Here is a 24414-nt window from a genome sequence, read left to right on the forward strand (position 1 = left end):
AAAGTCTTTATTGGTGTGTGTCATCAAAAGAATTCTCCTTTTCCATTAATGTATTTAATACAATACTTTCATCAAATAAATCTTCGCCGTATTTTTCTTTCAGCTTCATAAGGTAGATATCATGATGTATGTGTTCTGATGTTATTTGAACTAATAGTTTATTGAAACTGAATGTTCCTATATAATCTTCATCAATTCCTTTACTAGCAATCAACACTTCCTCATAATCAATAACCAACATCAATCTTGTGTTAGCACCACACTCACATACCCTGATTCCATGACTATAGAACTCAAGGGGGATTCTTTCAAAGTTAAGTGCTGAGAAGGAAAATATCACAACTCTCACACCTCGGTTAATTGCCTCAGCAAGATCATTTTTGAACAATTCAACGTCAAAGTCAGTGTTCATATAAATCTCTTTGGTGGATTTCTTTATCATCTCACTCATTTTAGATACAATATTTTTCTTTCCTTTTATATTCATATATCCTTCATTAATTTCTTTTAGTTGAATGTTTTTAAGGTCATCCATGAGTTGATTTGCAGAATTGTTGAAATCATCCTTGATATTCTCAATAAGATCATTGGGATTACGAGGGGAGTAAATCTTAGCATCGCCAGGTAATAATGTGATTGCCCCTTTTGCATAGAGAGTATCTAGTGCAGAATATACAGAAGATCTGGAGAGTCCTAGTACTTTCCCTATTTGGTATCCGCTCATATCTCCGTGTTTTAATAAGGATAGATAAACCTTGCTCTCTGTTTTAGTGAAATTTAATTTTTCTAATTTGTTTATTAAGTTATCCATAGGTTTCCTCTTTTCTATATAAGATTTAAGTTTAATTCATGTTTATAATTATTTTAATATGTAGTAGTTCATAATGTACTACTATATTATCATGAGGATTTTTCTGAGTCAATAATTTATATAAAACTTAGAAACTAGAATTTTTACTATTTGTTTTAAATAAAAAAATTCCAATAAAAGTAATTATTTATTGACATTTCAAAAACATACCAATATAATGAAGTAGAAGAAAGTAATAAATATATGAAAAGGAGGGATCAATATGAAGTCTATGTTAGATAGAATTCCAGTTAAAACCAAAAGAATAAAACTAAATATTGATACCTATGGAATATCATAATATATTTATTATTTTTATTTATTGTGTGAAAAAATAATATTGAATATAGATGGTAAGACATGGGTGGAGCTATGTCTTTTTATAATACTTAAATTTAAAGACATAGTAGGTTCTATGTCTTTTTTTGCTGCGCAAATATGTAGGGTATATCTATTTTGTTAAATCTGAATACATAAAATTCATAGAATTTAAAGTAATATGAGAAAAAACAAAATCAAAAAAGAGAGAGGTATCAGAGATGATGTATTTAAATAGATTAGGATGGAATGAAAAATTTGAGGAAGCATTTAATAATGTAAAGAAAGAGGATTATATACCTGGAAGGGTTATTAGAGAAGAAAAAGGGAGATATATAGTTCAGCATGAAGCAGGCGAGTGCGCTGCAAAGGTAGCAGGTAAGCTTAGATATAATGCAAATAGTATAAGTGATTTCCCTGCTGTTGGTGATTGGGTGGTTATTAAGCCTATAAACAATGGGGAAGAAGGGGTAATATATGACCTTTTACCAAGAAAAAGTAGCTTTTCAAGGAAAGTGCCAGTTTCAGGTGGTAGAAAAGTTAAGGATGTAAACGGAAGAAAGATGACATTTGGAGGAAGTAGTGAGGAGCAGGTTGTTGCTGCAAATATTGATGTTGTATTTATTGTTATGGCACTTGATCAAAACTTCAATCTTAGGAGGTTAGAGAGATATATCCTGGTGGCATGGAATAGTGGAGCAACACCTGTAATAGTTCTAAATAAGATAGATATGTGTGATAATCTTGCAGAGAAATTGGAGCAAGTGGAAGAAATAGCAACAGGTGTTGAAATTCATTGTATTAGTGCATTGAATAAAGATGGGATTGAAGCGCTAAGAGAATATGTAGGGGATGGAATTACAGTTGGATTATTTGGATCATCAGGTGTAGGTAAATCTACAATAATAAATTGTTTATTACAAGAAGAACAATTGTTGACTGGTGCAGTTAGAGAGAGTGATAGCAAGGGAAGACATACAACAACATGGAGAGAATTACTATTAATTCCTACAGGAGGAATAGTAATAGATACTCCTGGTATGAGAGAGCTACAGGTGTGGAGTGAGAATGAAGCACTAGATGAGATATTTGAAGATATAACAGAGCTTGAGAGTCAGTGTAAATTCAATAACTGCTCACATAATACAGAACCTGGATGTGCAATAAAGACGGCTTTAAAAGAGGGGACTCTAGATTATGAGAGATATGAAAACTATAAGATAATGCAGATAGAAGTAGGGTATCTACAGGGAAGAATTGGTGATAGAAAGGCTTATTCTGAAAAAGAGAGAATGTATCTTAAAGTGATAAAGAAGGCTAAGAATCTATAGTTGATAATAAGATAGATAAGCATAATCAACTATTACAGAGGATAGATTTGTATATGGGCAAATCTATCTTCATTGTGTATATATTATTATGTTTATGTGGTTAAATTATTAGAATATTAAAAAAACAAACATAAAACGTCCCTTATAGAGTAGAAAAACATTATGTCCTGTCGAATTATAAAAATATGTCTTGACACCAAAAAAGTAAATATGCTATAATCAAAAGGCAGTTGAGGGAAAACATAACATATGGGGGTAGATAGATGCTGGTGTGTCTGCTGGTCTTCAAAACCATGTTGCGGCGTTAAGAGCGTCGTGGGTGAGTTCGATTCTCACATACTCCCGCCACAGATTTAACAACGCATTAGAGAGTTCTGTAATTTGATTACAGAACTCTCTTTTTGTTTTGATTTATAAAAACGTTGAAGGCTGGTCTATCATTTCTTGAAGTGCGTTAAAGTATTTTCCAACATGTACACCATCAATAAGTGCGTGATGCACCTGAACAGATAGTGGTAACTTTATTCTTCCATTTTCCTCAAAGTATTTTCCCCATGCTATTCTTGGGATACTGTCCACCGGACTCATATGCATAGGGTGAGTTACACTAGTAAATGAAACCCAAGGAATACTGGTGAAAAATATAAGGTCATCACGACCTGCTTTATCATCTAAGAGTATATTATTTTTTGTTTTTTCTATCTCTTTTGAAGTATTAGCCTTAAAAATATTAAATTCATCCATAAATTTTACTGCGCAAAAACCAAACACTTCATCTTCAGACATTACTGTAAAAGAAGGACTTACATTTTCGTGTTCAACTACCTCATTCTTTCTAATTCTATATCTAAATTCTTTTATGCTATTTGCTGTTTTTGTAGCAGCATATAACATGGATATAAAAAATGGCTGTTCTTTTTCTTTAATATATTTATAAAATTTTGTAATATCAAGATTTCCACAAACATTAAAATGGGGATAATCCAACTGTTTAAAATAATTATAATGGCTTTTTCTCTTCCAGTTTTCTATATCAACAAGTCTCAACTTTAAATCACTCTCCATGAAAATTATATAATAAACTATGCAATATAATACTAGTGATTAATAACTATAGTTTACTTATGTGCTAATTATAACATTAATTTCAATACAATGTATATATTCGATCTAGTTAGGCTTTTAGGGTAGAGTTTTACTTTGACAAACTACAATTATTACGTATTACGTGATTTATTAAGTGGCACTAATATCAAGTTATTTTTGTTTTTTTGAAATAATATGTTAAAGGAGCATAGAAGAATTACAAATTTTGATATTTTTTACTCATAAGGTGTGATATCATATCAAATATAAATATACAAGCAATGAGAAATAGGAGGAAAGAAAATGATTGATTATATAATTTCGATAATAGGATATTCAATAATAAACTCTCCATTTTTGATATTGAGTGTATTAATGGTTTCTAAAACAGAGATGATGTCCAAGTCTTCCAGATATAAGAATGTAGAGCCAAGTGATTTTGGATTAGCAACTACTAAAATATGTGGAGTTATACTGCTACTTGTAACAATATGGTGCATACTTACAAAAGAAAATATGTTTATGGGTTTATTTAAATGATAGAAAGTATATATATTGGTATGAAATAGGTAATTATAAAATCTAGTGTCAATTATGACGATAGATTTTTTTTTTATTTAATGGAATAAATTTGTTAAAAGTGTGCTATAATATACGTATGCAAACATATGTTTGTGAAGTAATCATATATGAAAGTTGTAGCATGGCTTAAAGAAGTTGTTTGTTGGTTTGTTAAGGAAGGGATACCTGCACCAGTGAGGTTCAGAGTTACAACAAACTATGAGATTGAGACTTGTAAGTGGATGTTATTTAAAATATAGGGAGGATTAAATTTATGATGATTAAAGAGTTAAACTTTGAGGATAAGGTGAGTAAAGAGGTTTTACAAGGTCTTATGGATTTAGAGGTATTAGTTTTAAATAATGCTGATAAAGAAACAATGCTGGTTGAAATTAAAAGGATAAAAATGAAATATAATGAATAATATTGCCGTTTTGTGCAGCAGAGGAATAGTTCAATATAGTATAATATCTTTGTATTACTCGGTAAAGAAAATAGAATAATTACTATATAATCGTAGTTAAAGTGAATTTCAGAAAGAAACTATATGAATTTACTCTTAATATGATTGAAAGGTATTATTCAGAAAACTCAATGTAAAACAAGATAAAATAGGAGTTTATCTAATCAAGTTAGTATATTTTATAACCATGTACAAATTATAATTATTCCACTTGATAATCATGATATTAATTTGAATATATTGTACATATGGTTCAATGGAAAATGGTATAAAAATAATATTACGAAATCTTGTAAAGAATAATCATGTTAAGATTATAGAATTATCAAGGAGAAGGAACAAATGCACAAAGAAGGGGATTATCTATCTTTATCATTGGATAAAAAAATATGTAGATACATGGATTTTATAAAGTTTATGAATTTTATACACTATGAAGAGTTATTTTTTGCAAGAGCAGATAAGTTTGAAGATGCTCTAGAAGGGGAAATACCTAAATGTTACTTCAAAAGTTATACACAAGAACAAAAAGAGGGTTATGATGAAGCTCTAAAAGTATTTAATAGAGATAAACAAAAGACTTTCATTAGCTGCTGGAATGTATTTGAAGAAGAATCTTATGGGTTATGGAAAATATATGGTGGGAAGAATGGATTGGCGATTGTAACTACATTAGAAAAATTCAAGAAAGCTTTAGAGTATTCAAATGCAGCAATATGTGAAGTTACATATATTAAGCATGATCAAATTCACATTAAAGAATTAACCTCTCCAAGAATAACTACACCTGATGGTTTTAGTAGGAATAATTTCTTTGTTTATAAAGAAAATTACTTTCATTATGAAAAAGAAGTAAGGGCAATAATTGCTACAGATGAAAAAGATACTAATAAAAAAGTTAAAATAAACTTTAATGAATTAGTAGAGAAAATTATTATTAGCCCTTTTGCATGTGACTGGTTTGTGGAAATGGTTAAAGATATAGTATCAAAAAAATATGAATTTAAAAATATTCCTATATTTAAATCTAATATAGAAATAAACTTACAAGAATAGAAATATTAATTATTCTTTAACTTAGAAATTATAACATGATTCCAATTTAAAGTAGAATATCAAAATCCTTCATGAGCTTAAAAGATTTTCAACAGATGATCTAATCATGGATAACTGAGAATACAGAGCTATACCAGGACATTCTGTTATTGTTCCATCAGGATTAAGATTTATTACATCTCTATGTCCAATTATATTAGTAGATGGAGTGGAATATTTTTGTTTTAACAAAGCTAACAAATGTACTAGGCTTCTCATCTGAGAAGGATATAGCTCTTTATGAGAAAAGTTACCTAAGAGAGCTATTCCTATGGATTTATCATTTAGCCCATATGCATGAGCTCCTTGGAAGTTTATATCTCTTCCTTGAAATATCTGACCATCCATTGATATTAGGTAATGATAACCAATATCTGCCCACTTGTTTTTTATGAGATTTCCCTGATTATCATATTTTTTAGACATATGATATTTCTGAATATCTAGTACCGCTTCTTTTGCATATTCACCTATCTTATTATCACCATTAAAGGTAGTGTGATGAATCACCAGATAATTAATCTTTGATAAATAATTCATTTTATCTGTTGGGTTTCTTGCGTTCCAATCTCTTCTAAGAATTATATATGGTTTAGATATGATTTTCATTTAAAATTCTTCCAAACTTAATTTTTGATATTTAAAGATATGCTTTAGACAAGAGAAATATGAAAAAAAGCAGTAAGGAAAAGTTTCCTTACTGCTTTAACTATTAAATTAAAATTTGAATAAATCAACAGATTCTGATAATTTCTTGGTCATAGCATATAATTCTTGTACTGATACTGCAACTTCTTCTATACAAGCTGTTTGCTCTTCAGCGGAAGAATAATTTACTTTAAGCTTTAAAAGCCAACCCTAGAACTGTAGGTTCTTTAATTGAACTACTTTCTTCTTTTAGGGTATTTTTGTTATTTGTATTTGAAATAAGCTTTGTACATCCTAATAATAAGTGAACATTATAGATAACTATTCTATACCTATATATTACCAGTGTAAAGTGATATAATTAGTAACATATACCAGTGCGTTTTAAGGGTATTATAAAGTAAGGTTAGTAGAAAAATTTTCATTAAGAAATAGTATTTAAGGGGGAGAGATAATGGGGAATCTTACAAGAGAGAGAATAATAGATACCATACATAAGAATTTGGAAGAAAATATGTACGTGAATGCATTATGGCTTGAAGGTTCAGATCCGCTTAATTGTGAAGATGAATATTCGGATATTGATATGGTTGTTGATGTTGAAGATGGACATGAAGAAGAGGTATTTAATCAGGTTGAAGTGGTACTATCTAGTATAGGGGAACTAGACTTGAATTATGAGGATAGACAACATGATGAGAAATTAAGACAGAAAATGTATCATATAAAGGATACAAGTCAGTATTTGTTAGTTGATTTTTGTGTGCAAAGTCACAGCAGGGATAAAGAATGCTCAACTTTCTGCAAGGGGGATGTGCTTGAAGCTGCTAAGGTGATTTTTGATAGAGGAAATGTTGTATCTTATGAGGAAGTAAAAAGAGAAGATAGAATTGAAAAGGAAGTAATAATAGAGAGGTTAAGGGTACTTGAAGGGAGATATAAGCAGCATTGTAGAGTAATTAAGTACGTTGAAAGAGGTAATTATCCCGAGGCATTCATGTATTATTTGAAATATGTTGCAGATCCAATAGTGGAACTAAATAGATTAATATATACTCCGGAGTATTTTTATATTCATATGATACATATATCACATCATATGTCTGATAATGTAATAAAGGAGTTTGAAAAATTTTATCAAGTTAAGAATTTTGAAGATATAAGAAGAAATACTAAAGATTCAAAAGAGTTATTTTATAGATTAGTGAATGAAGTAAGAGAAAAATACAATTTATAGAACAGTAATTATTAAGGGGAGGTTTACACAATGGTAGTTAAGGATAAAGTAATTAATCTAATACTTGAATTTGCTCAAAGTGAAGAATCGGTAAAGGCAGTTATGATGAATGGATCAAGGGTAAATTCCAATGCACCAGTGGATATAATGCAGGATTATGATGTGGTATTTTTTGTTGAGCATTTAGAAAGTCTTAAGTTTAAAAATAATAGGGAATGGATTAAGAGATTTGGAGAACCAGTGATTGTTCAACAGAATGACTTTGATGAAGGTGCGGCTTATATATTCTTAATGCAATTTGACGATTTCAGAATAGATCTAAGTTTTGTGAGTGTGGATGAAATTGATGAATCGGCAAAAGAAGATTCTTTAAGTTTGTGGTTACTAGATAAAGATAATGTAGCACCGGAAATACCAGCACCTAACGATAGTACATACATTATTCAGAAGCCTGACAAGGAAACTTTTGAAAAAATGCTCAATGAATCATGGTGGATGCAACCATATGTGGCTAAAGGTATATGGAGAGATGAACTTCCTTATGCTAGAAATGCTTATGATAAATATTTTATGGATAGTATAAAATCATTAATCTCATGGGACATTGGAATAAGACACAATTGGTCAGTTAATACAGGAACCGCAGGTAAATGGTTTAAAAACTTCATGGATGAAGAGGAGTATAAAGAGTTTACAACGCTGTATTCATCTAATGATTATGAAGAGATTTGGGAAAAGTTGTTTTTGGCTGGAAAGTTCATAAGAAAAATAGGCACAAGAGTAGCTGATGAACTTGGTTACGAGTATCCTATGGAATATGATGTGAATGTTACTGAGTTTTTAAAAAAGATAAGAAAAGACTTAAAAGATAATTGATAATGGAGAATTGATAATGAAGGAAGGTTCTGACTGAGGTCAGAACCTTTATTTAATTGGTTATGAACAATAGGGTTTTACTCGTTTCATATTCATGGAACGTTGTAGTTTAACTACAATATTTTATCGCAGATAAAATGAGTAAAACCTTATTGTACTAAGAAACAATAAAATGCAGATTCTCGCGCTAGTGAGAATCATCCATCATTATCCATTTGTTTTACAAGATGCGGGACAAATTTAACCCCATGGGATAAAATTACCCCAAAACTATTGACTTAGTATTAATAAAAAGTTATTATTGCATTAGGGAAGTAAAGAAATCAATAAATTTAATATATACATATGAACTGAGGAGTGATAATATGCCAGTAGTAAATTATGAAGGTTATAAAGAAATGTTAAGAAAAGCTCAGGAAGGTAAATACGCTTATACTGCAGTTAATGTATCATCAATCGAAACAGCAAATGCTGTTCTTGAAGGATTAGCTAAAGCTAAATCTGATGGTATAATTCAAGTATCAATGGGTGGAGCTAAGCATGCATCAGGTATGTTACAAGATAGTATTGTAGGAGCTATCACATTAGCTAACCATGTTCACCTTATGGCTGAAAAATATGAAATTAATGTTGCTTTACACACAGATCACTGTACTGCTGCAAACGTAGACACTTTCTTAAAGCCTCTTATAGAAGAAACTAGAAAGAGAAGAGCTCATGGATTACCAAATCTATTTAACAGTCACATGTTTGATGGATCAGATATTCCAATGGAAGAGAACGTAAAAATTGCTAAAGAACTTATGGCATTATGTGCTGAGAATGAAATCATCTTAGAAGTTGAAGCTGGTGTTGTTGGTGGAGAAGAAGATGGTGTTAATAACGAGCATGTTTCAAAAGACAAATTATACACAACTCCAGAAGATATGGAAATGTTCCAAGAAGCTCTGGCAGATCAAGGAGAATTTATGCTAGCCGCTACGTTCGGTAATGTTCACGGTGTTTATAAGCCAGGAAATGTTAAGTTAAAGCCAGCGGTTCTTAAAGTAGGACAAGATTCTCTTAAAGCAAAATATGGAGAAGATAAGAGCTACTTATTAGTATTCCACGGTGGTTCTGGTTCTACATTAGAAGAAATTCACGAATCATTAGAGTATGGTGTTATTAAAATGAACATTGATACTGATACACAATATGCATTTACAAGACCAGTTGTTGATCATATAATGAAGAACTATGATGGAGTTCTAAAAATCGAAGGCGAAGTTGGAAACAAGAAGGTATATGACCCAAGAGCATACCTTAAGAAAGCTCAAGCTGGAATGGCAGCAAGAATCATGCAAGCATGTGATATGCTAAGATCAACTGGAAAAACTCTTTATAATAAATAAATTTTAAACTGACAGTTTACAACATTTGAAAATTTTCAGGTGTTGTTCATCCTAAATCCTACTATGATTAGCACATAGTAGGATTTTTTTGCGTTGTTTTCAATAAAACATATACAAATATAAAGGAAAATGGTAATATATAACCATGAGGTATCTAAAACTGGATTAAGAGGTAAGATTAATGAAAATTGATTATATATGGTTGATAAATACGCTCTTAGTAATAACATTTATGCTAAGTTCATTTGTGCTAGTTATCAACACAATAAAAAAACTGAATAAACGAGTAGGAAACTATATATTAAATAGAATACTATTAAGAAATGAGCGTTATAGCAAGAATCTTGTAGTAGAGAATTACATAATATTTGAGAAATACGATATATGGCGATATATAGTGAGATGGAGAGGTTCAATGATATTCTAAAAAATACTTTAATCATGGAAGGATGAGAAGATGAATATCATATTAGAACCACTAAGATTATTATTAGAATTAATATTTAACATAACAGGTGATTGGGGCATTGCAATAATTATATTAACAGTTGTAATAAGAGGGTTAATAATGCCTCTTTCAGTGAAACAGAAGCTCTCTATGAGGAATCAGGGGCAACTTAATGATAAGATAAATGAAATTAAGAAAAAATATGCTGATGATAAGAACCGATTAAATGAAGAGATGGCGAAATATCAGCAAGAAATGAAGGCGAGTATGGCAGGGTGCATGGGCTTAGTTATACAGATGCCAATATTAATGGCTATGTTTAGTGTGATTAAAGCTATCCCTACAGAAATAGGAAGTGTTATTGTACCATGGGTTGAGAGTATCTCATCTCCAGATAAAATGCTTATAATACCTCTTATATATGTAATTGTACTTTCAATGCCTAGCATATTGTGTAATATCAAATATATGAAGGTATTATTGAATAGAACATTTAATGGGAAACAGGCTATGATAAGTGCAATATTCGGTATTATGATAACAATTAAAGCACCAGTTGCATTAGGAATATATTTCATTATAGGTGGAATAACAACAGTTGTTGAGGAGATTATCGCGAGCATTATTTATAAAAAGAAAATGATAAAGAGTTAAAAGCAAAAGCACGGCAAACCGTGCTTTTTTTAGTTGAGAGTATTTGTTATTATATTTATATAAATGTTGATTTATGATATAATTTACTAAAACGGTACTGGAGGAAAAGAAATGTTTTTAAACCATATACATGAAGAGAGATTTAATAATTTAATTGAATTAGCTAAGACACCAGATTATGATACAGAAAGAAAGGCATACATATATATTATTTCTAGCTGTGATGAATTGTATAAAATTAGAGAACAGCTGTATGATTTTGAAGCGGATTTTCCTAGATTTGTAGAGATAGATGAGTTAGAGTTGCATCCAGCAATGTCTAAATTATTATATATTGCGTTCAGCTTATATAACGGGCATAATCCTGATAATTATTCATTGATAGATTTGTTTAGAAGATTTGATGATGACGCTTTCACGGTAGCTGTAAATGCTTTGAAAATAAGATTCATAAAGAGTTAATTGCAATATGACAGGATGGATTATTTATCATGAGGCACTAAAGAATAAAGAGAATGCTTTTGAATGGATGATTGAAGAGGGAAAAAAATTTAATCTTAATATAGAGATTAAATTTCTAGAGAAATTTAACATTATAGCACACGATGATATAAGTGTTTTTTACGAAGGAGCGATTGTACAAGTGCCAGATTTTGTCCTCATGAGATGCTATGATATTGATTTAGGACAGGCTCTACAATATTGTGGTTCAAGAGTGTTCAATAAACCATCTGCTATGGAACTTTCTATGGATAAATGGAAGACTCATGCAATCCTTTCCAAAAATAAAATTCCTACTCCAAAGACGTTAAAGGTGAGAAGGAGTGATGTGATTTTTGGATATATTAAGGAGATGATTGGGGTTCCGTTTGTTATGAAAACTCCCATAGGCTCAAAAGGAGAAGGCATTTATCTTATTTATAATCAACAAGATATTGATAGCTTACTTGAAAAAGAAAAGAGTGAATTCTTTATATGTCAGGAATATATTGAAGAGAGCAGTGGGGAAGATATAAGAGTTCATGTTATAGGAGATAGAGTTGTAGCAGCTATCAAAAGAAGTTCCAATGGAGATTTTAGGTCCAATTTTTCATTGGGAGGAAATGCTGAAAAAATTTCAATAAGTAAGGGTATGGAGGAACTTGCAATTGAAGGAACTAAAGCTTTAGGTCTTGAAATAGCGGGAGTTGATATATTACTAGGTAAAAATGGAGAATTAATATGTGAGATAAATGGTAATGCGGGATTTATTACTGTTTGGAAATGTACGGATGTTAGCATACCAAATGAGATAATGAAATATATAAGTAATAGTATGAAAACTAAAAAGAAGGGAGATGGAATAAATTGTTAAACTTTAAAAAGGTACCAAGTAAAGGTGGATTCATAAATATTTTTCTGCCTATATTTATTATGGTTGTGCTTACTGTTGTTATAGGGTACTTCTTACCTATTGGAGCTCTAGTGTTTGGAGGAGTGATAGTTCTTATAACCCTTTTATCATTGGTCAAATATAGTAGCTTCATAAAGAAAAGTAGTGAAATAGAGGTTGGAGAAGCACCAGAAGTTCATTCCATTGTTAGAAGTGTCTGTGAATACTTTGATATAGAAGAGCCTATTATAAGAAGTTTTGAGAGTGAATATGAAGAGGTTTTTGCAGTTGGATTGAAAAAGCCATACAATTTGATGATAAGTGAACTTGCACTAGAAAATCTTGCTGAGGATGAGTTAGAGTTCTTAATTATTCAGGAACTTGTTAATATTAATAGAGGGAGAATGGTTCCTCTAACATTATTTGCCCCAATAGGAACTACCTTTGGAATAGGACATCTGTTTACAAAATGGATAAGCAATATTGAGCTTATGAATGATAAAATTGTTCTTATTGCAACAAAAAACATTGAGCTATGTATCAGAACAATAATTAAGGTTAACGACTTTGATGAGGAATCAGAGATGAGCATTAAAGAGATAGTGAATATATTCCTCAATGCAAGAAAGAGTCAATTGGGAAATATAACAAACGCTCTTAATCTTGATCAATACATAGTTGATAGAGTAGTTGAAATATTGAAATTTTCAAGAACTAGAGAATATAAGAAGTTAAGTGATGCTACACCTGTTTTGACTATTCAATATAGTATAAACAACACGGGGAATGAAGCAGATAAGATAAAGATAAATGATTTGAACATTGATAAAAAAGAACCCTTAGATTTCCAAGAAAATAACGAAAAATATTATGAAGAAGTTATGGGTGGAAATAAGTTTAAATATGAGAATAAAGAAATTGAGATAGACATATTGAAAGAAGCAGAAGAGGATTTTAGAGAAGTAACAAGTAAACACTCCGCTACTGATCTTGATTATGATGAAAAATTAGCGTTGAGAGAGATAGCAGCTTCAAGTTATGATGATGATGATGATGATAAAAAGCAAAAAACTAGCGTATTCAATGATAAATACCATATCAAAAGAGCTAAAGATGATGATTTTGAATATGAAGAAGAATCTGGAGATGAAATTAAGAAGAAGATAATTGTTTGCATAGTTCTTATTATTATATTGATTGCAGGAGGTTTTGCAGTTAAGAAATTGGTAATAGACAAGAAGAGTACAAAACCACCAGTAACAGATGGAGATGGTACTAACTCTGGTGATCAAGATGGTGGAAAAGGTACTGATACTGATAAGCAGGAGCAATTAGAGTATTTCAGCACTTTGATAGAAAATTTTGATAATGCATGGGTAGATCATGTTAACACTGCAAGCAATGATTATTTAGATTTCTTGATTAGTGATGGTCAGCTGTACAAAGATCTTACTAATTATAATATTAAGGGGAAATCTCAAATTTTAATTGGAATAGAAGTTACTGAATATAAGATGATTACTGATTCAAAGGTAGATATTTATTTCAATGAAAAAATCGAAGAGACACAAGGTGGTAACAAGAAAAGTCTTGATTATGATTGGATATACACTGCGGTGAAAGTTGGAGAAGAGTGGAAATTAGAGAGTGGTCGTTATAATCATGGTACAAATAATAATGACAGTTCTATAAACAATTATCCAAACAGTTCTTTTAGCACAGAACACTCTTACAAATATTCAGATGTGAACAATTCTACTAGATTAAGTGGAGAAATTGCCCAGGAAATAGAGAATGCATATACTGGATTTAATAATAGTTGGATTAATTACGTAAACACTAATGATAAAAATGTATTTAATTATATAGTAAAAGGAAGTAAAGTATATAATATTACTAAAACATATAAGGAAAAGCCTGAATATGTGGGTATTAAACAAAAATTTAATGTGATGGATATTAAAGATGTAAGAGAAGGTAAGGATTCTTACTATGTTTGGGCTCATGAAGTAATTCATGAGACAAAAGGAGCGGTAGTGAATAATTGGGAATATCATTGGATTTATATTATAAAGAAGAGTGGCGATGATTACCTTGTTTCTGAGTATTTTAAGGATCCAGCCTTTTAGTTAAAATAAACTAGTTATTTATTTTAAAATGCTTAATATTTAGAAAGATAATTAACAATATAAAAAGCTCACACGGTTAGTGTGAGCTTTTAGGTTATTCCTGTAATTAATCCCTTTCATTATTAATAGAATTATATTAAAGAGATAAGATTTAAGAGGTGATTTGTAATGTTACATTTCTTTAAAGAGGGCTCAAAGTTTGGGATTATTGATAGTAAGGGTAAAATTATAAAGAATGTGTATTTTGATAGAATTAGACCCCAGAGAGAAGGTAAGATGTTAACTTATAAAGGTGGAGTTTGGAGTTTTTTCGATGAAAAGGGTGAAAAAGAAATTGACATAAATCTTTTAGAGGTGTATTCCTTTTATGATAGTATGGCTCTTATTAGAGATGGTGTGGGATGTGGATATATAGATAAGGATTATAACAGAGTTATACCATGTATATTCGAAACAGCATTTGATTTTTCTAATGGAAAGGCTGTTGTAGAGGAACAACGAGGGTGGGGAGTAATTGATAAAAAAGGAAGATATATTGTAGTTCCATCATATGATTACCTTGGAGAGATTAATTGCGAAAGGGCATTATTCGAAAAAAATGAGAAAATTGGATTTATTAATAGTGATGGAGAAGTAATTGTAAAAGGGGTGTATGATGACGCATGTGATTTTAAAGAGGGTAAAGCATTTGTTAACTATAAAGAAAAGTGGGGAATAATCGATAAAAATGGAGAGGTGATTTTGAAACCATCTTTGGAGGAAAATGCTTTCTATAATGGAGATTATGGATTTAGTGAGGGATTTGCAGTTCATACATTTGATGGTAAAGCTGCATATTTGAATAGTGATGGGGAATTTGCCACAGCTTACAAATTCGATTTTGGGAAGCGGTTTAGAGAAGGATACGCAGGAGTATGTGTTGAGGGTAAATGGAATTATGTTGATAAAAATTTTAAATACATCAGTGATAGATGGTTCCAGGGCGTTGGAGAGTTTAAAAATGGATTAGCGCCTATCAATTTAAATGGTAAATGGGGGTTTGTAAATAAAAAGGGTAACATTGTAATTGAGCCAGTTTATGATGGGGTTGAAGCTTTTTCAGAAAATATTGCAAGAACCCTTAAAGGGGGTAAGGATGGGTTCATTAACAGAGATGGATATGAGATTTTTAGAGGGGCTGAAAAATGCGAATTACCTTACTATGTATTTTGATTATATTATAAAATATCATTATGATATGATAAAATAAAGATATAAATTGTGATAAAAAAAGAGAATGTAGGGTGAAAAAATTAAATACGTAAGAAATTTATTGAAGATATATATCTAAGAAGTTTTAGGTATGTCTTTAATGATAGGAGAATGATATGAAAAATTATTTTAATTTATCGTGGAAAAAAGTTTTAGATGAACTTAATGCAGATGAAATTCATGGATTAACTGATAGTGAAATTAATCTTCGAGAAGATGTTCATGGAGATAATTATATTTATTATCCGAAAAATAATAGTTTTTTAAATGGAATCACTGGAATGGTATTGTCTCCATGGGCTTTATCATTGCTTATTCTGATAGCACTTAGTTTTTTTGGAAGTAATTATTCTTTGGCATTATATTTTTTTGGTTTATTTATTTTGTTTATGGTCATGTTTCTTGGTAAGGATAAGGAGAAATTTAAGTTAAAGAAGCAACTAGCAAACTTAAATAATAGTTCTGCAATTGTAATAAGAAGTGGTGTGAAAAAAAAGGTTTCTATTGGAGAGCTTGTAGTTGGGGATATAGTGATTCTAACAAAAGGTAGTTTTGTACCGGCAGATATGAGATTGATACAGGCTAAATCTTTATTTATTAATGAACTAGCAGTTACTGGAGAAAACTATCCTACTGAAAAATTTATTGAAAAGATTGATGATAAGAACCCTCCCTTGACACATATGAAGAATATGGTTTTTAGGTCAACTGTTGTTAGTAAAGGAGAAGGTTTAGGAGTTGTTATTGCAACTGGAATGGAATCTGAAATTGGAAAACTTGTGAAGTCAGTATTCTTTAAAGATGAGAATGAAGAAAATGAATATAGTATAAAGAAAAGTTTGAATATTATTATGTTAGTGTCATTAGTTATGAGTGGTGTATTTTCATTGTTGAGATATCTTACAGGTAATGAGAATAACATTGTTGAAAGCATGTTACAATATATATTTATTTCAAACATCTCATTTCTTGCAATTTTATATATAGCATTTATCTATAGAAGTATTCTAAAACTTAAAGCAGATGGCATAGAAGTTAATAATACTAATTCATTTTATGCTATGAAGGATATGGATACAATAATAATGGACAAGTATGATATGTTATCCAATCCATATTATTATGTAGGAGCAGTATATACAAATGATGAATATCTTTCAGTTACACAGATTGAAAGAGATAAAGATAGACAGAAAAAATTTGAGAGAATTAATGAAATTTCTTCAAGTTGCTGTACCTATTTCGAGGAAGAGGAATATCATAAGAAGTCAAAGGGGATTAAGCTTGAGTACTCTCTTCTTAGGTTTATTTTTAATATAGATATGAGAGCTCTGAACTTAAAAAGTAAAAATAAAGAGGTATTAACAATTCCATTTGATAAAGAAAGAAATATAAAAACAGTAGTTAGTAAAGTTGATAAAAAGGTATATAGAGCTGCATCTATAGGTGCATTAGATAAACTTTTAGAACGAAGTACTTCTTGGTATATGGATGGAATGGAAGTTCCAATGACAAATGAAGATCTTGAAAAAATTAAAAAAGCATCATATAAATTAGCACATAGCGGGTGTAGGATTCTAGGAGTTGCATATAGAAATTATAATTATCTTCCTTCTGAGGATGAGAATGTTGAGAGTAACATGGTTTTTGTTGGAATGTGGGGTATGAAGGAAAGTATAGATACAGAAGCATTCGAATCTCTAGAGGTTCTTAAGAAAAACGAAGTTAAGGTAGTTTTGAAATGTGATGAAAATAAAATAGCAGCCACAACAATAGGTAGAGAACTAGGACTAGTGGATGAAGGCGTTACAGCTATTTCGGGACTTGAACTTGAGTGTCTTTCAGAGAGTGAACTTAGAAAATTGTTGAATACATGTAGTGTTTATTCTCAGATTAATTCTTATCATAAAGAAGAGTTTACTAAAATATTGAGTAATATGGGAAGGAATATACTCGGTATAGGAAGTAAGCTAAGAGATATTTCTTATCTTTTTAGAAGTAATCTAAAAGTTGCTTTTGGAGAGGATGTAAGTGAGATACTTAAAAAATCCAGCGATGTGTATATATCAAAGGGCAATATTAAGAGTTTGATGAAGGTTATGGGACACGGGTATAAATTAATAGAAAAATTCTTTTTATATGAGAAAATGATAACTTTCGTTTTATCATTTATTTTATCTTGGTGTTTTATAAATGCTATTAATGGGTTTCAGTTTACTTATTTGACGGCTGTAATAAGTAATATTATTTTAATGATGAATGGAATTATTGTGATAAATGTTGCCAGCAATGTGAATAAGAAACCAAAAGTTGATAAAGGTATAAGGGGATATTATCTTTTTGGAAGTGTCATTATATGCGCATTAACTAGTGGATTATCAATGTTAGGTGAATGGCAAGGGGATATCAGTGCTAGTGATTCTATGACTGTGATATTGTTGATATTTGCTATGCTTAGTCTATTCATGTTTATAAATCTTTCGGATTTGTTAAAGAATTTTAACTATCTGCTCATGTTTTTATTAGAGGGGATGGTTGTTTTAAGTTTCTTTGCACTTGAAAGTGGGAAGAAAGTATTAGGGATAGCTCTTAATAATATGGAAATAGGGGTAGTTACTATAATAACTTTGGTTGTTTTCGCAATTATAAATATTATTATTAAGATGAGTATTAAGAAATAAGGAGATTCAGATAGTATTTCAAAGTTTTGTTTATATCTTATATAATGTTCTATCCCTTTTGAATTTCTTGAATAAAATAAGTTTTCAAATAAGAAATTAATAGGTAGCTAGAATATACCACAAAAGTCTCTCATATATTATAGTAATAAATTACATACTTGTTTTCCTTAATGAGTAATGTGAAAAAGGGGGGGGCTTTTTGGAATTCACATATCAGGGGATAGCTCTTATACCAGTTGTTACAATTTTAGTTGATATAATCAAGAGAACAGGAGTATCAAGCAAATTTCTTCCTCTTATATCCTTAGGAATAGGGATTATTTTTGGAATTATATTTGTTAGCAATGGGGACATTAAGAACGGGATTTTAGCAGGAGTTGTTATAGGCATAAGTGCAAGTGGACTGTATTCTAATGGAAAAGAGGTTATGAAAGGGGTACGTAGTATTCAAGAATCCAGAAAAAATAAATAGCATGTTTATAGAATATGTTATGTGGCAATAATTAATAGGTGTTGAAATAGTCATGGAGGAATATTATGAAGAGTGATGAATTCTATGGCAAGCCTATGGTTATTGCCGCTTTTTTCTTTAATATGGGTGGTTTGCTTTACTTATTAGAACAGAAAAATATAGTCATATTCGGTGTTATGTTGTTGGGGAACATAATAGGAATATATATTGTTTCATATAGGAAAAAAGCAGTTGTTCTATTATTAATAATGATATGTGGTTTTTTTAATGTGAGAACTTATTTTAAGGTGTTTTTACCCAATGATATATATGATAAGATAGTTATCACAAATAAAACTCTTAAGTATACTGAAGGTGAGATAAGAGGCAAGAAGGTTTTGTTATGGTGTACTAATAATTTGGATATTGGTGAAAAAGTTATAATAATGGGTGATTTCACATATTCTCCCGATTATCAAAGAGGATATGTTGGAGAATATGAAGTTTATAGAATGAAGAATAATGGGTATGCTCTTCTTCATTGGAGTAATAAGATGGTTGAGGGGATAAGGGAAAGACTTAAGAATATATTATCCAAAGAAGCATATGGATATGTGAACGCTATGGCTTTGGGGAATAGAACGTACATGGATAATGAGGAAACTGAGATGCTAAAGAGATTAGGAATAATACACATTTTAGCTGTTTCAGGATTACATATGATAATAATATTTAATATAATTGGAAGTGTCATAAAAAAATCATCTATAGTTTTGTCTGTTTGTATGGTATATACATTTATTATAGGGTCACCGCCCTCAGCCTTGAGGGCGGTATTTATGTTAATTGTATTTGCCTTTGGAAAGAAGATTATAAGAACCTATGATAATGCATCAGCACTAGCTTTTTCTAGTATTATTATTCTTTTATATAGGCCTTATTATCTTTTTAATACATCATATCATCTATCTTTTTTTGCATTGATTGGTATAGTAATATTCTCAAAAAAGATAAAGGAATGTATGCTTTTTTTCCCAATATGGTTAAGTAAGAGTTTATCATTGATTTTAAGTGCACAAGTCTTAGTTATTCCTTATACAGCCATGATGTTTAATGAAGTTAATCTTGGGGTATTTCTTGGTAATCTTATAATTGCTCCTTTTGGAATAATGGTAATAGTCTTTTCATTCATACTAGTGTTTTTATGTAAAATACCGTTATTTGGGGAGTTAATAGGTGAAATATATAATTTGACTATAATGATTTTTAGGTTTATTTCGAATTACTTAAGTAAATACTCTCATATGGTCTTAATGGTGGATAATAATTATGCTATACTTTATTTAGCGATATTTTTTTTAATGATATATCTCTATCATATACACAAACGTGTGGAAGATAGAATGTTGACATGAGAGGTGCAGATGAAATGATAGATGTTGAAGCGTTTAAAAGTAAGATTCAAAAAGGGAAATTTGATAATTGTTATATTTTTGCTGGAAGTGATGAAAGGGTAATAAAAGAGTGTGTTAATATGATCATAAATGCTAATTTGAGAGAGGATGAGAAAAGTTTTAATCTCAATAGATATGATGGAGAAAAGACAACCTTTGATGAAATATTCACTTCAAGTGAAACAATGCCGTTTATGAGTAATGTGAGAGTGGTAGAAGTATTTAGGGCAAATTTCTTTAGAGATAGTGAGAAGGACAATAGATCGAAGTCATTGGTGGAGGATTTACAGAAATATGCTGGTAATATCCCTAAAAATACTATACTAATTTTTTATTATATATATAAAGATACAAGAGAGAAGCCAAGTAAGAAACTTTCTAAGTTTAAGAAAAATTCCACAATAGTGACGGTTGGAAAGTTAAAAGGAGCAGCACTTCAGAAAAAAGTGAAAGATGTGTTTAATTCAAAAGGTGGAAAAATTGAAAGAAGTGATCTTAATTTTTTCTGCTCTATGGTTGAAAATGATATGGAGATTATCAATAATGAGATAGATAAGCTAATTGCTTATACTAATGGAGAAGCAATAACAAGAAAAGATATAGAAAAGTTAGTTCCATCTAAGAGTGATAATGATATTTTCAATTTAGTGGATTACCTATCTCAAAAAAAGATAAAAGAAGCTATCGAGATATATAATGAACTGATATTTAAAGGGGAAAAACCTACATCAATACTAAGAATGATACAGAGACAATATAGTATGATATTGAAGATAAAGCTTCTTTATCAGAAGGGTAAGAGGAATGATGAGATTTCAAGAGAATTAGGACTGCATCCTTATATATGTGAAAAGATGGGCATTCAGAGTAAAAAATTTAAAAATGAGAGTTTAAGAAAAATATTAGATTTGAGTTTGAAGCTTGAAAGAACTCTTAAATCAAGCACTATTGATTCTAACATTGAGATGGAAATGTTTATGATAAAAACCCTCAGGGTTTAAAAGCAATGGAGAAGGGTGAATTGAGAATGGAAAAAGATTGACATTTCACTTCGTGAAATTTTAATCTTTTTATTCTTAAGTTTGCCAGTTCCTTTAAGCTCTTTGCTATCAATTCTAAAATCGCAATTTTCTAAATAATAAAATAATATAAATAAAAAAACAGCTAAATTAGCTGTTTTTATTTATATTAAGCCATTTTACTTAGCTTAGCTGCTAGTTTAGATTTTCTGTTAGCTGCATTGTTCTTATGTAAGATACCTTTGCTAGCCGCCATATCTAATGCTTTAACAGCGCTTTTGAAGTTTGCTGCTGCTTCTTCTTTGTTTCCAGCTTCGATTGAAGCGTTTAACTTCTTAAGTGTAGTTTTAAGAGCAGACTTAATCATTGTATTTCTAAGAGTTTTAGTTTCAGTAACTCTAATTCTCTTCTTAGCTGATAATGAATGTGCCATTGTTTCACCACCTTTACATATATTAAAATGAAAACGTTGATTTAACAACAACCCGTATCAAGTCTTTTGAATAATCATCGTGTTTTCAACACTGATTATTATAGCATTAAAGTTATTACACTGCAAGTGTTAAGTATAAAATATAGAATATTAATTAAAATAAATATAAGAATAACTATATATAAAAGAACAAAGAATAGAGAAAAAAGAATAAATATCGTTGATATTCTTCATTCTTCAGAATATCAACGATATATTTAAAGGCTATTTGATGGAAGTAGAAGGGTTTTTAAAATAAATATATAGTCAAAGATGTTACTTGTTTTTTTCCAGTGACAAGGCGATGAGTGACCTGAATAGCAAGGTTTTATATGGGTTCCATCAAGGTCGTCAAAGGGAAAATAGAAGTGACATATTGACGAATTATTTATTTTAAAGTCCCTAAAGTTAACTTTATATAATTAAAGAAAGGAGTAAAATAATGATAAATATTAGAACTGATTTAGCATTAGAAGCTAAGGAACTCTACAGTGAGAAGACTACCAGTAGGCTAGAAGGTGTAAATGTTAATGAATTTGAAGAAGAGGATATAAAAATAACAGAGGTAAAAATCACAAATCAGGCCGGCGAAAAGGCAATGGGTAAACCAAAAGGTACATATATTACTATGGAAATTCCACCCTTTGTTCAGTATGATGGTGAAGCTATGGAGGAAGCTGCTCAGGTATTGGCAAAGCAATTAGAACCACTTGTTAAAGTTGAAAAAAACCAAACGGTTCTAGTTGTTGGTCTTGGTAACTGGAATATAGTCTCTGATGCTGTGGGACCTAAGGTAGTAGAAAAAATAATGATAACAAGGCATTTAATGCAACTTGTTCCTGATGAGATTGATGAGAATATAAGACCAGTATGTGGTATTTCTCCTGGAGTGCTTGGACTTACTGGTATGGAAACTGGAGAGATATTAAAAGGAATTGTTGAAAAGATAAAGCCAAGTTTAGTGGTGGCAATAGATGCACTTGCCTCTAGAAAAATGCACAGAGTAAACAGAACAATTCAAATTAGTAATACAGGTATATCTCCTGGAGGTGGAATTGGGAATAACCGAATGAAAATAAATGAAGAAGCCCTTGGTGTGCCAGTAATAGCTATTGGAGTACCAACAGTTGTTCATGCTGCAACAATAGCATATGATACTATTAATTTGGTTCTTAATCAAATAAAAGAATTCTCTAAAGCAGAAGAGAATTTCTATAGTTTTCTTGGAAATATTGGAGATGCAGAAAAAGAGAGAATGATTAAAGATATATTAAATCCTTATGTTGGAAATTTAATGGTAACACCAAAGGATGTAGATATGACAATTGAGTCTATGGCGAAGATTATAGCCAACGGTTTAAATATTTCATTACAACCTGCACTCACATTAGATGATATAAATACTTACTTGAGCTAAAATTTCTATTCTAAAAATGCCCTCTTCAACATACCATGTTTTATAGAGAAAGTTTACTTCCGAATAAAAAGATGGTTAGCCGTGCTGAAGGAGGGTGTTTACTTGTACAAAAGGGTAGAAAGTGGAGGATATAAAGTATTATTATTTATAAGTTTATTGGTTATTCTTATTTCTCTGGTATTAGTGAGTAGAGATGGTATGAAGAATTATTTGCTTAGTGGGTTTTATGAAAATTCATTTCAAAGAGAAATACCTCTTATGGATGTGAAGAGTGCATATAATGAGGGAAAGAGTGCTACATCATCTACATTATTCAAAATCATAGGAAGTGGATTAAATAGAGAACTTAACTTGTTAGGGATCGATTATGTACAAGCTAATGGAGTAAATAATAAAAGTATAGCAACTTCGGCATGTGCAGACCAAAAAGGAAATGAAGGCATTAATGAGTTCATTTTTGATTACGGGGCATATGAAAATAGAAATATTAAAGTGAATAGAAGATATAGTGAGAATGAGAATAAGAAAAATCTTGTTGCTGGGGTATATAACCCTGCACTGATATTCGATTATCCTCAAGATAAACCTCAAGTATTAATATACCACACTCATACTGGAGAAGGATATGGATCAGATAATTCAGATGAAAGGGATAATGAAAAAAATGTAGTAGCAGTTGGTAAGGCATTATCAGAAGAGTTAGAGAATTACGGAATAAACGTAATTCATGATAAAACGGTTCATGATAACATAGATTATAATAAAGCTTACGAATACAGTGGAATAACCTTACAAAAATACCTTGATAAATATGGTGATATGGATTTAGTTATAGATTTACATAGAGATGATGTAAAGAATAAATCATCAGTTACAACTGAGATTAATGGAAAAGATGTAGCTAGGATAATGTTTGTTCTTGAAAGGGGAAATCAAAATTTTAAGGATAACTATAAAGTAGAATCAGATTTGCTGAATATTACAAATATACTATTTCCAGGTTTGCTTCGAGAAAAACAAGAGATTATATATAATAGTGCAAAAGGACATTTAAATCAGCATAAAAGTAAAGCAGTTGTAGTAATAGAAGCTGGAGCTCATACAAATAAACCCCAAGAAGCAAAAGAGACTGCTAAATATCTTGGAAGAATTATGGCTGAATATTTATACAAAAAATACACTGAAGTATAATAAAATTGAATAAACAGCC

The 24414-nt window shown here is 30.4% G+C and carries 24 protein-coding genes and 1 tRNA gene; 21 read left to right on the forward strand and 4 right to left on the reverse strand.

Annotation, left to right across the window (positions count from 1 at the left end):
• Positions 1–7 precede the first annotated feature (7 nt).
• Positions 8–811, reverse strand: coding sequence for a TrmB family transcriptional regulator (locus tag KDK92_RS13555; RefSeq protein WP_250859846.1), 804 nt, complete (start codon positions 809–811; stop codon positions 8–10).
• 578 nt (positions 812–1389) lie between these two features.
• Between KDK92_RS13555 and rsgA the strand changes: the two genes are divergently transcribed.
• Both rsgA and KDK92_RS13565 read left to right on the forward strand, forming a co-directional pair.
• Positions 1390–2499: a ribosome small subunit-dependent GTPase A gene (rsgA, locus tag KDK92_RS13560; RefSeq protein WP_250859847.1), complete on the forward strand. Its 1110-nt coding sequence runs from the start codon at positions 1390–1392 to the stop codon at positions 2497–2499.
• A 251-nt stretch (positions 2500–2750) separates the two neighbouring features.
• A tRNA-Sec gene (locus KDK92_RS13565) sits at positions 2751–2847 on the forward strand.
• Positions 2848–2910: 63 nt separating this feature from the next.
• On the opposite strand, the gene KDK92_RS13570 is transcribed toward KDK92_RS13565, so the two are convergent.
• Positions 2911–3546, reverse strand: a complete 636-nt coding sequence (locus tag KDK92_RS13570; RefSeq protein WP_250859848.1) for a chloramphenicol acetyltransferase — start codon at positions 3544–3546, stop codon at positions 2911–2913.
• Between the two features lie 342 nt (positions 3547–3888).
• Here KDK92_RS13570 and KDK92_RS13575 point away from each other — a divergent pair, with 342 nt between their 5' ends.
• From KDK92_RS13575 to KDK92_RS13585, 4 genes are all read left to right on the forward strand, one after another.
• The gene (locus KDK92_RS13575; protein ID WP_250859849.1) at positions 3889–4125 is read left to right on the forward strand and encodes a DUF6199 family natural product biosynthesis protein; all 237 of its coding nucleotides are present in this window, start codon (positions 3889–3891) and stop codon (positions 4123–4125) included.
• Between the two features lie 149 nt (positions 4126–4274).
• Positions 4275–4406: a hypothetical protein gene (locus KDK92_RS24580; protein WP_276575954.1), complete on the forward strand. Its 132-nt coding sequence runs from the start codon at positions 4275–4277 to the stop codon at positions 4404–4406.
• 14 nt (positions 4407–4420) lie between these two features.
• The gene (locus tag KDK92_RS13580; protein WP_250859850.1) at positions 4421–4570 is read left to right on the forward strand and encodes a hypothetical protein; all 150 of its coding nucleotides are present in this window, start codon (positions 4421–4423) and stop codon (positions 4568–4570) included.
• A gap of 381 nt (positions 4571–4951) precedes the next feature.
• Positions 4952–5665 carry a hypothetical protein gene (locus KDK92_RS13585; RefSeq protein WP_250859851.1) on the forward strand — a complete coding sequence of 238 codons (714 nt, stop codon included), beginning with the start codon at positions 4952–4954 and terminating at the stop codon, positions 5663–5665.
• A 69-nt stretch (positions 5666–5734) separates the two neighbouring features.
• Here KDK92_RS13585 and KDK92_RS13590 read toward each other — a convergent pair whose 3' ends face one another.
• Entirely contained in the window at positions 5735–6313 is a 579-nt protein-coding gene (locus KDK92_RS13590) for a peptidoglycan recognition protein family protein (RefSeq protein WP_250859852.1), read from the reverse strand.
• A gap of 493 nt (positions 6314–6806) precedes the next feature.
• On the opposite strand from KDK92_RS13590, the gene KDK92_RS13595 reads away from it, so the two are divergent.
• The 13 genes from KDK92_RS13595 to holA all read left to right on the forward strand — a co-directional run bounded on the left by KDK92_RS13595 (position 6807) and on the right by holA (position 21297).
• The gene (locus tag KDK92_RS13595; protein ID WP_250859853.1) at positions 6807–7589 is read left to right on the forward strand and encodes a hypothetical protein; all 783 of its coding nucleotides are present in this window, start codon (positions 6807–6809) and stop codon (positions 7587–7589) included.
• Positions 7590–7619: 30 nt separating this feature from the next.
• Positions 7620–8465, forward strand: coding sequence for an aminoglycoside 6-adenylyltransferase (locus KDK92_RS13600; protein ID WP_250859854.1), 846 nt, complete (start codon positions 7620–7622; stop codon positions 8463–8465).
• Positions 8466–8830: 365 nt separating this feature from the next.
• The gene (gene fbaA / locus KDK92_RS13605) at positions 8831–9856 is read left to right on the forward strand and encodes a class II fructose-bisphosphate aldolase (protein WP_250859855.1); all 1026 of its coding nucleotides are present in this window, start codon (positions 8831–8833) and stop codon (positions 9854–9856) included.
• A gap of 181 nt (positions 9857–10037) precedes the next feature.
• The gene (locus KDK92_RS13610) at positions 10038–10283 is read left to right on the forward strand and encodes a hypothetical protein (protein ID WP_250859856.1); all 246 of its coding nucleotides are present in this window, start codon (positions 10038–10040) and stop codon (positions 10281–10283) included.
• Between the two features lie 30 nt (positions 10284–10313).
• Positions 10314–10958, forward strand: a complete 645-nt coding sequence (locus KDK92_RS13615) for a YidC/Oxa1 family membrane protein insertase (protein WP_250859857.1) — start codon at positions 10314–10316, stop codon at positions 10956–10958.
• A gap of 111 nt (positions 10959–11069) precedes the next feature.
• A complete protein-coding gene (locus KDK92_RS13620; protein ID WP_250859858.1) occupies positions 11070–11420 on the forward strand; it encodes a DUF6075 family protein in 351 nt (116 codons plus the stop codon).
• Between the two features lie 7 nt (positions 11421–11427).
• Positions 11428–12312, forward strand: a complete 885-nt coding sequence (locus KDK92_RS13625; RefSeq protein ID WP_250859859.1) for a RimK family alpha-L-glutamate ligase — start codon at positions 11428–11430, stop codon at positions 12310–12312.
• Entirely contained in the window at positions 12306–14459 is a 2154-nt protein-coding gene (locus tag KDK92_RS13630; RefSeq protein WP_250859860.1) for a TcaA NTF2-like domain-containing protein, read from the forward strand. The genes KDK92_RS13625 and KDK92_RS13630 overlap by 7 nt, the downstream gene beginning before the upstream one ends.
• A gap of 168 nt (positions 14460–14627) precedes the next feature.
• Complete coding sequence (locus KDK92_RS13635; RefSeq protein ID WP_250859861.1) at positions 14628–15671, forward strand: WG repeat-containing protein; 1044 nt, start codon at positions 14628–14630, stop codon at positions 15669–15671.
• Between the two features lie 155 nt (positions 15672–15826).
• Positions 15827–18391, forward strand: coding sequence for a P-type ATPase actuator domain-containing protein (locus KDK92_RS13640; protein WP_250859862.1), 2565 nt, complete (start codon positions 15827–15829; stop codon positions 18389–18391).
• 199 nt (positions 18392–18590) lie between these two features.
• A complete protein-coding gene (locus tag KDK92_RS13645; protein WP_250859863.1) occupies positions 18591–18863 on the forward strand; it encodes a holin in 273 nt (90 codons plus the stop codon).
• A gap of 65 nt (positions 18864–18928) precedes the next feature.
• Positions 18929–20257 (forward strand): ComEC/Rec2 family competence protein, encoded by a 1329-nt coding sequence (locus KDK92_RS13650; protein WP_250859864.1) that lies wholly within the window; start codon positions 18929–18931, stop codon positions 20255–20257.
• Positions 20254–21297 (forward strand): DNA polymerase III subunit delta, encoded by a 1044-nt coding sequence (gene holA / locus KDK92_RS13655; RefSeq protein WP_250859865.1) that lies wholly within the window; start codon positions 20254–20256, stop codon positions 21295–21297. Before KDK92_RS13650 ends, holA begins: the two co-directional genes overlap by 4 nt.
• A gap of 187 nt (positions 21298–21484) precedes the next feature.
• On the opposite strand, the gene rpsT is transcribed toward holA, so the two are convergent.
• Complete coding sequence (rpsT, locus tag KDK92_RS13660; protein ID WP_250859866.1) at positions 21485–21748, reverse strand: 30S ribosomal protein S20; 264 nt, start codon at positions 21746–21748, stop codon at positions 21485–21487.
• A 481-nt stretch (positions 21749–22229) separates the two neighbouring features.
• On the opposite strand from rpsT, the gene gpr reads away from it, so the two are divergent.
• Both gpr and KDK92_RS13670 read left to right on the forward strand, forming a co-directional pair.
• Positions 22230–23204, forward strand: a complete 975-nt coding sequence (gene gpr / locus KDK92_RS13665; protein ID WP_250859867.1) for a GPR endopeptidase — start codon at positions 22230–22232, stop codon at positions 23202–23204.
• A gap of 102 nt (positions 23205–23306) precedes the next feature.
• The gene (locus tag KDK92_RS13670; protein WP_250859868.1) at positions 23307–24395 is read left to right on the forward strand and encodes a stage II sporulation protein P; all 1089 of its coding nucleotides are present in this window, start codon (positions 23307–23309) and stop codon (positions 24393–24395) included.
• The last annotated feature ends 19 nt before the right edge of the window (positions 24396–24414 follow it).

Origin of the sequence: Oceanirhabdus seepicola, assembly GCF_023684385.1 — a bacterium.
GTDB classification, from domain to species: Bacteria; Bacillota; Clostridia; order Clostridiales; family Clostridiaceae; genus Oceanirhabdus; species Oceanirhabdus seepicola.